The organism is Streptomyces sp. NPDC059092 (assembly GCF_042756365.1).
Lineage (GTDB): Bacteria > Actinomycetota > Actinomycetes > Streptomycetales > Streptomycetaceae > Streptomyces.
This window is the reverse complement of record NZ_JBHZEJ010000130.1, coordinates 1-7,445: the sequence shown is the minus strand read 5'-3', so window position 1 is coordinate 7,445 and position 7,445 is coordinate 1. Positions and strand designations below refer to the sequence as shown.

Here is a 7,445-nt window from a genome sequence, read left to right as displayed (position 1 = left end):
CCGCTCGGCATGCCTGCCGAGCGGAGGGCAGGGGGAGCCCCGTAGGCATCTCCGGAGGTGTCAGACCCCCGCCCCGGGGCCGTTCCGCTCCCGCTCCTCCACATACGCGTTGTACGACGCCACCTGTGCCCGCCGCGCGAACCGCTCCACCGGCCGCAGCGCCTCACCCCGCGCCGCCATCTCCGACGCGCTCACCGCGCCCCCGTGCCCGTGTTCGTACGCCAGCGCGATCATCAGCCCCACCCGCTGCGCCTGCTCCAGCACCCGCACCGCCCGCTGCGGATAGCCCGGGGCCAGCACCTCGCGCCCCGCCTCGGCCCGCGCCCGGTACGCGTCCACGATCGCCTCGGCCACCGGCCCCGACGCCGCCACGTCCAGCCCGGACAGCACCTCGGCCGCCTCCCGCAGGGCCTCCGACAGCTCCCGCTCCGCCTCCCCGAGCGAGGGCACATCCGCCGGCGGGGCCTCCCGTACCGGCAGACAGTGCCAGAGGACCTCGACGTGACGGTCCCCCTCGGGGCCCACCGCGGACACCTCGGGCACCAGCCCGTACGGCGCCCCCACGGCGATCACGGCCTCCTCCGCCTCCAGGGCGCGGGCATTGAACTCCGGCGGTCCGCACAGCCCCAGCGGATGCCCCGGCGCGGGCAGCGCGACCCGGTACCCGGTCACCCCGAGCGCCCGCAGCCGCCCCAGTGCCAGCGTCAGCCCCACGGGCCCCGTCTCGCCCGGCAGCCCCTCCACCCGGTGCAGCGCGTCCTCGCCGACCATGGCGAGCACCGCGTCGTCCGGCGATGCGAATCCGGCCAACAGGGCATTTCCCCATGAGGCCAGCAGTCCTGAACGTGGTTGCGAAAGCATGGTCACAGCCTAGGGAACGGACCTCACGGCCGGACCACTCGACCGGTGGCGTAGGTTTTCCCTGGGGGTCCGCGTCTACAGGCGCACCCGAAACCTCAAGACGATTGCATGGGGAGACAACGCGCTCATGAGCGATGTACTGGAGCTGGTGGACGTAACCGTGGTCCGCGACGGACGCGCTCTGGTGGACGATGTCTCCTGGTCGGTCAAGGAGGGGGAGCGCTGGGTCATCCTCGGCCCCAACGGCGCGGGCAAGACCACCCTGCTCAACCTCGCCTCCAGCTACCTCTTCCCGACCGCCGGCCAGGTCCGGATCCTCGGCGAGAAGCTCGGCCAGGTCGACGTCTTCGAACTGCGCCCGCGGATCGGCGTGGCGGGCATCGCCATGTCCGAGAAGCTGCCCAAGCGCCAGACCGTCCTCCAGACCGTCCTCACGGCCGCGTACGGCATGACCGCCACCTGGAACGAGGACTACGACGAGGTGGACGAACGGCGCGCCCGCGCCTTCCTCGACCGGCTCGGAATGACCGGCTACCTGGACCGCAAGTTCGGCACGCTCTCCGAAGGCGAGCGCAAGCGCACCCTCATCGCCCGCGCGATGATGACCGACCCCGAACTCCTCCTCCTCGACGAGCCCGCGGCCGGCCTCGACCTCGGCGGCCGCGAAGACCTCGTACGCCGCCTCGGCCGCCTCGCCCGCGACCCGTACGCCCCCTCCATGATCATGGTCACCCACCATGTCGAGGAGATCGCCCCCGGCTTCACCCACGTCCTCATGATCCGCCAGGGCAAGGTGCTCGCCGCCGGCCCCATGGAGACCGAGCTGACCTCCCGCAACCTCTCCCTCTGCTTCGGGCTCCCGCTCGTCGTCGAGCGCACCAACGACCGCTGGACGGCGCACGGTCTGCCTCTCGGCTGAACCTCCGTCATATCAGCGGCCTTCTGACCCGATATCGCCCCTGTCGGGACAGGGACCCGCGCCCCTACCATGACCGTGTGGATATCGACGCGTGGGTGTGGTGGCTGATCGGCGCCGTAGGACTGGGCATTCCCCTCGTCATCACGGCGATGCCCGAGTTCGGCATGTTCTCCGCCGGTGCGGTCGCCGGCGCGATCACCGCGGCCCTCGGCGGCGGAGTGGTGGTCCAAGTCCTCGTCTTCGTCGTGGTGTCCGTGGCGCTCGTCGCCGCCGTACGCCCGTACGCCGCCCGGCAGCGCGCCGGAACGAGCGCGGGATCGGCCACCGGGATCGACGCGCTGAAAGGCCGTCAAGCCGTTGTCCTGGAACGGGTGGACGCGAGAGACGGCCGGATCAAACTGGCCGGAGAGGTGTGGTCGGCGCGCACCTACGACGAGGCCACCTCCTTCGAACCAGGCCAACAGGTCGACGTGGTCGAGATCGACGGGGCGACAGCCGTCGTCATGTGAACCCCTTCCGGCCATCCCGCCGTAACGCGACAGACGAACCGGACCGCGAGAAGAAACCAGACGCGCGAGAAGACCAGACGCGCGAGAAGAACCCAGTACCACAGCCCGACATGACAGTCAGGTGACTCAACCCGGCCGAACGGTCACCACGTTCACCTCCGGTCTGAGAAACTGGATCATCGGAACATCCGGCAGAGAAGGGCCCGAAAAACGCGATGCCATCAATCATCATCGTCCTGGTCATCCTGGTGGTGCTTGTATTCATCGCCCTGATCAAGACGATCCAGGTCATCCCGCAGGCGAGCGCCGCCATCGTCGAACGGTTCGGCCGCTACACGCGCACCCTCAACGCGGGCCTGAACATCGTGGTCCCGTTCATAGACTCGATCCGTAACCGGATCGACCTGCGCGAACAGGTCGTCCCCTTCCCGCCCCAGCCGGTGATCACCCAGGACAACCTGGTCGTCAACATCGACACGGTCATCTACTACCAGGTCACCGACGCCCGCGCCGCCACGTACGAAGTCGCCAGCTACATCCAGGCGATCGAGCAGCTCACCGTCACCACGCTGCGCAACATCATCGGCGGCATGGACCTGGAGCGCACCCTCACCTCCCGCGAGGAGATCAACGCGGCCCTGCGCGGCGTCCTCGACGAGGCCACCGGCAAGTGGGGCATCCGCGTCAACCGCGTCGAGCTGAAGGCCATCGAGCCGCCCACCTCCATCCAGGACTCGATGGAGAAGCAGATGCGCGCCGACCGGGACAAGCGCGCCGCGATCCTCACCGCCGAAGGTATCCGCCAGTCGCAGATCCTCACCGCGGAGGGCGAGAAGCAGTCCGCGATCCTGCGCGCCGAAGGTGAGGCCAAGGCCGCCGCCCTGCGCGCCGAAGGTGAGGCCCAGGCCATCCGTACGGTCTTCGAGTCCATCCACGCCGGCGACCCCGACCAGAAGCTCCTCGCCTACCAGTACCTCCAGATGCTCCCCAAGATCGCCGAGGGCGACGCCAACAAGCTCTGGATCGTGCCCAGCGAGATCGGCGACGCGCTCAAGGGACTCAGCGGCGCCTTCGACAACCTCGGCGGCGGCATGCCCGGCTTCAACACCGGCAAGCAGCGCAGGCAGGACACCCCGCTCGACTGAACACCCCTGCCCTTCGTGCATGATCAGAGGTCGGTGCATCCGGCACCGATCAGCACGAAGGGCAGCAGACCGTGACCATCTGGGAGATGCTCGCCGTCTTCGCCGCGGGCATCAGCGCCGGCGCCATCAACACCATCGTCGGCTCCGGCACGCTCATCACCTTCCCCGTCCTGCTGGCGACGGGGCTCGCCCCGGTCACCGCGACCGTCTCCAACGCCCTCGGCCTGATACCAGGGTCGATCAGCGGAGCCATCGGCTACCGCGCCGAACTCACCGGCCAGCGCCCCCGCATCCTGCGCCTGAGCGTCGCCGCGCTCGTCGGCGGGCTCAGCGGCGCCACCCTGCTGCTGGTCCTGCCCTCCACGGCCTTCGAGACGATCGTGCCCGTCCTGGTCACCCTCGCCCTCGTCCTGGTGATCCTCCAGCCCCGCCTCGCCCGCGCCGTCCAGGCCCGCCGCGCACGCAAAGGCACCAGCGCGGGACCCAACGGCGGCCCGCTCCTGTTCATCGGACTGCTGCTCGCCAGCGTGTACGGCGGCTACTTCACCGCGGCCCAGGGGATCATCTACGTCGCCCTGATGGGCATGCTGCTCGAGGACACTCTGCAACGCCTCAACGCGGTGAAGAACATCCTCGCCGCCGTCGTCAACAGCGTCGCCGCGCTCTTCTTCCTCTTCGTCGCCGAGTTCGACTGGACGGCGGTCGTCCTCATCGCGGTCGGCTCGGCCCTCGGCGGCCAGCTCGGCGCCAAGTTCGGCCGCAAGCTGCCGCCCGCCGCCCTGCGCGCGCTGGTGGTGACGGTCGGCGTCGTCGCCATCGTCCAGCTCCTGATCCACAGGTACGGCTGACGCTCACGCCGCCGGCTGCACCTGCAACTGCACCCCCGCCAGCCACTGCGGCAGCTCGGAGCGCTCACCGACGCGCAGCGACAGCAGCATCGCCTCCGCGGGGGACGGCACGAACGGCGCGTGCAGCAGCGGCATCCCCGCCTGATCCGGCGTACGGTCCGCCTTGCGGTGGTTGTCCTCGGCGCACGAAGCCACCGTATTCAGCCAACTGTCCGCGCCACCCCGGGACCGCGGCACCACATGGTCCACCGTCGTCGCGCGCCGGCCGCAGTACGCGCACCGGTGCTGGTCCCGTATCAGGACCCCACGCCTCGACCACGGAGCCTGTCTTCGGAAGGGCACCCGGACGTACCGGCAGAGCCTGATCACCCGCGGCACCGGAAGCTCCACGGCGGCGGCGCGCACACGGAGAGCGGGATGGGCCTGCTCGACGACGGCCTTGTCCTGCAGCACCAGCACCACCGCACGGTTGAGCGTCACCGTCGACAGCGGCTCGAAGCTCGCGTTCAGTACCAACGTGTCGCGCATCCCGCCCACCTCCCGTGTTCGCCGGCCCCGCCCCATCGACAAGGCTGTGGGCTTGGATCAACTCTGGCCGGGCGCGCCGAGAGGGACAACACAATAAAAAATGCCCTGCCCTGGTCTCTCCAAGACCAGGGCAGGGCAAACAAAAAGCAAACGGTCAGCTCCCGGCGGGTGCCGCGTACTCCCCGACGAGCTGCGCGCGCGCCAGCGTGTGGAAGCGCAGATTGAATCCGACGACCGCGGGAGAGGCGTCGCTGTCCGGACCGAGCCGCTCACTGTCCACCGCGTACACCGTGAACACATAGCGGTGCGCAGGGTCCCCGGGCGGCGGCGCGGCGCCCCCGAACTCCTTCGACCCGTAATCGTTGCGCGCCTGTACGGCCCCCTTGGGCAGCCCCTCGAACGAGCCGCTGCCCGCGGCCACCGGAAGCTCCGTGACCGACGCGGGGATGTCGAAGACCACCCAGTGCCAGAATCCGCTGCCGGTCGGCGCGTCGGGATCGAAGCACGTCACGGCGAAGCTTCCGGTCTCCGCGGGGAACCCCTCCCACCGCAGCTGCGGTGAGGTGTTCCCGGCGGCCTGGACCTGGGCGTCCTTCAGGACCGCCCCGGGCGTGACGTCGTCGCTCACCACGGTGAACGACGGCACCCGCGGATGGAAGTCGTGAGGGAGTGGGGCCCTCGTCGCCTCGGTCACGTCTGAACCTCCGGATATCGGCTGTCGTCTGTCGGATGTCGGCGGACCGAGCCTAAGGGTCTCGCTCAGAACCAGTTGCGACGGCCACCCACCTCGGCGAGCCACTGGTTGAGGTACGCCGCCCAGTCGGTGCCCTGGTAGTCGCCCAGACCCACCTGGAACGAGCGGAACGAGTCGCTGCCCTCGGTGAAGAGCCCCGGCTTCTTGTCCATCTCCAGGATGACGTCCATCTCGCGGTCGTCCGCGACGAAGGTCAGCTCGACCTGGTTCAGCCCCCGGTACTGCTGCGGCGCGAAGAACTCGATCTCCTGGTAGAACGGCAGCCGCTGCCGCGTCCCGCGGATGTGCCCCTTCTCCATGTCCGCGCTCTTGAAGCGGAAACCGAGATGGATGAAGGCGTCCAGGATGGCCTGCTGCGCCGGGAGCGGATGGACGTTGATCGGGTCGAGATCGCTGTTGTCCAGCGCCCGCGCGATGTCCAGCTCCGTGGTCACGCCGATGTTCATGCCCCGCAGCGGCTGCCCGTCGATGGTCGTGACCGGGGTCTCCCACGGGATCTCCAGGCCGAACGGCACCACGTGCACCGCCCCCGCCTGCACCTCGAAGGCGCCGCCGATGCTCTGCCGGGTGAACTCGATGTTCTGCTTGGTCTCCTGGTCGTTCCCCTCCACCTCGACCCGCGCCTGGAGCCCGACCGAGAGCCCCTGGATCCGCTGGTTCACGGAGCCGCCTTCGAGCCGCACCTCACCCTGCACGACCCCGCCGGGCACCACGTTCGACTCGGTCAGCTCGGTCTCGACCGTCGCCCCACCGGCGCCCAGGCTCGCGAGCAGCTTCTTGAAGCCCATGTGTCACTCCTACTAAATCCTTCGGGTCCCTGACCCCTACTTACGCCACCGGGCCACGGACGGTTCCCATGTACGCTCGGACGCCATGATGGCGAGCCCCGACCGTATGCCGTTGCCCAGGGACTTCTTCGACCGGCCGGTCCTCGACGTCGCGCCCGACCTCCTCGGCCGGACGCTGGTACGCGAGACATCCGACGGCCCCATCGAGCTGCGGCTCACCGAGGTGGAGGCGTACGCGGGCGACATCGACCCGGGCTCGCACGCCTTCCGGGGCCGCACGCTCCGTAACGCGGTGATGTTCGGCCCGCCCGGTCACGCGTACGTCTACTTCACCTATGGGATGTGGCACTGCCTCAACCTGGTGTGCGGACCGGAGGGCAGGGCGAGCGGGGTACTGCTCAGGGCCGGCGAGATCGGCGTGGGCGCGGAGCTGGCACGTAAACGTCGCTTCTCGGCCCGTCACGACAGAGAACTGGCCAAGGGCCCGGCCCGTCTGGCCACCGCCCTGGACGTGGACCGCGCACTCAACGGCACGGACGTCTGCGCCGGCCCGGAAGAGCCGCTGTCGGTCCTCACCGGCACCCCGGTCACCAAAGACCAGGTCCGCAGCGGTCCCCGTACGGGAGTGGGCGGTGACGGCGCCCCCCACCCGTGGCGCTTCTGGATCGACGGCGACCCCTCGGTCAGCCCTTATCGGGCCCACGTTCCACGCCGCCGCCGAACTTGACTCCACTGTTGCCGCCGCCTAATGTGGCCCGAGCCGCTTTCAACGGAGCCTGCTGTTCAGCAGCCTCCGAAGCGGCCACCCACTACACACGATCACACCCTGACGGGTCCGAGTTTCGGCATGCCGAAATTCTGCACTCATCGGCTCGATTATGAGCCGGGCAGGGACTCGGTTAAAGTAGTGAGCAGCCGAAAGGCAAAGGGCCAATCCAAAGGCCTTCGGAATTCTGGAAGCGGGAAACACCGCCGAATGAATCTGATAGAGTCGGAACCGCCGGAAAGGGAAAGCGCGAAAGCGAAGAACTGGAAAGCAGCCCCGCTCCGACGGGGAATCGGACACGAAAGAGTCTGATAGAGTCGGAAACGC

Annotated in this window: 9 protein-coding genes; 5 read left to right on the top strand and 4 right to left on the bottom strand. The window is 69.0% G+C overall.

What is annotated here, in order from left to right; all coding sequences use genetic code 11:
• Nucleotides 1-60: 60 nt before the first annotated feature.
• Nucleotides 61-861 (bottom strand): hypothetical protein, encoded by an 801-nt coding sequence (locus tag ACFXPL_RS36625; RefSeq protein ID WP_384927505.1) that lies wholly within the window; start codon nucleotides 859-861, stop codon nucleotides 61-63.
• Nucleotides 862-988: 127 nt separating this feature from the next.
• Here ACFXPL_RS36625 and ACFXPL_RS36620 point away from each other — a divergent pair, with 127 nt between their 5' ends.
• The 4 genes from ACFXPL_RS36620 to ACFXPL_RS36605 all read left to right on the top strand — a co-directional run bounded on the left by ACFXPL_RS36620 (nucleotide 989) and on the right by ACFXPL_RS36605 (nucleotide 4,282).
• Nucleotides 989-1,780, top strand: a complete 792-nt coding sequence (locus ACFXPL_RS36620) for an ABC transporter ATP-binding protein (RefSeq protein WP_384927504.1) — start codon at nucleotides 989-991, stop codon at nucleotides 1,778-1,780.
• Nucleotides 1,781-1,857: 77 nt separating this feature from the next.
• Nucleotides 1,858-2,289 (top strand): NfeD family protein, encoded by a 432-nt coding sequence (locus ACFXPL_RS36615; protein WP_384927503.1) that lies wholly within the window; start codon nucleotides 1,858-1,860, stop codon nucleotides 2,287-2,289.
• Between the two features lie 215 nt (nucleotides 2,290-2,504).
• Complete coding sequence (locus ACFXPL_RS36610) at nucleotides 2,505-3,434, top strand: SPFH domain-containing protein (protein ID WP_384927502.1); 930 nt, start codon at nucleotides 2,505-2,507, stop codon at nucleotides 3,432-3,434.
• 71 nt (nucleotides 3,435-3,505) lie between these two features.
• Nucleotides 3,506-4,282: a sulfite exporter TauE/SafE family protein gene (locus ACFXPL_RS36605; RefSeq protein ID WP_384927501.1), complete on the top strand. Its 777-nt coding sequence runs from the start codon at nucleotides 3,506-3,508 to the stop codon at nucleotides 4,280-4,282.
• 3 nt (nucleotides 4,283-4,285) lie between these two features.
• Here ACFXPL_RS36605 and ACFXPL_RS36600 read toward each other — a convergent pair whose 3' ends face one another.
• From ACFXPL_RS36600 to ACFXPL_RS36590, 3 genes are all read right to left on the bottom strand, one after another.
• Nucleotides 4,286-4,810 carry an HNH endonuclease gene (locus tag ACFXPL_RS36600; RefSeq protein WP_384927500.1) on the bottom strand — a complete coding sequence of 175 codons (525 nt, stop codon included), beginning with the start codon at nucleotides 4,808-4,810 and terminating at the stop codon, nucleotides 4,286-4,288.
• A 154-nt stretch (nucleotides 4,811-4,964) separates the two neighbouring features.
• A complete protein-coding gene (locus ACFXPL_RS36595) occupies nucleotides 4,965-5,504 on the bottom strand; it encodes a YbhB/YbcL family Raf kinase inhibitor-like protein (protein WP_384927499.1) in 540 nt (179 codons plus the stop codon).
• A gap of 65 nt (nucleotides 5,505-5,569) precedes the next feature.
• Nucleotides 5,570-6,352 (bottom strand): sporulation protein, encoded by a 783-nt coding sequence (locus ACFXPL_RS36590; RefSeq protein ID WP_384927498.1) that lies wholly within the window; start codon nucleotides 6,350-6,352, stop codon nucleotides 5,570-5,572.
• 85 nt (nucleotides 6,353-6,437) lie between these two features.
• Here ACFXPL_RS36590 and ACFXPL_RS36585 point away from each other — a divergent pair, with 85 nt between their 5' ends.
• On the top strand, nucleotides 6,438-7,079 hold the full coding sequence (locus tag ACFXPL_RS36585; protein WP_384927497.1) for a DNA-3-methyladenine glycosylase: 642 nt from the start codon (nucleotides 6,438-6,440) through the stop codon (nucleotides 7,077-7,079).
• Nucleotides 7,080-7,445 lie beyond the last annotated feature (366 nt).

Coding starts and splice junctions, on each gene's coding strand:
- ACFXPL_RS36625 (WP_384927505.1), bottom strand. CDS start 861: ATGCTTTCGCAACCACGTTCAGGACTGCTGGCCTCATGGGGAAATGCC.
- ACFXPL_RS36590 (WP_384927498.1), bottom strand. CDS start 6,352: ATGGGCTTCAAGAAGCTGCTCGCGAGCCTGGGCGCCGGTGGGGCGACG.
- ACFXPL_RS36620 (WP_384927504.1), top strand. CDS start 989: ATGAGCGATGTACTGGAGCTGGTGGACGTAACCGTGGTCCGCGACGGA.
- ACFXPL_RS36600 (WP_384927500.1), bottom strand. CDS start 4,810: ATGCGCGACACGTTGGTACTGAACGCGAGCTTCGAGCCGCTGTCGACG.
- ACFXPL_RS36585 (WP_384927497.1), top strand. CDS start 6,438: ATGATGGCGAGCCCCGACCGTATGCCGTTGCCCAGGGACTTCTTCGAC.
- ACFXPL_RS36610 (WP_384927502.1), top strand. CDS start 2,505: ATGCCATCAATCATCATCGTCCTGGTCATCCTGGTGGTGCTTGTATTC.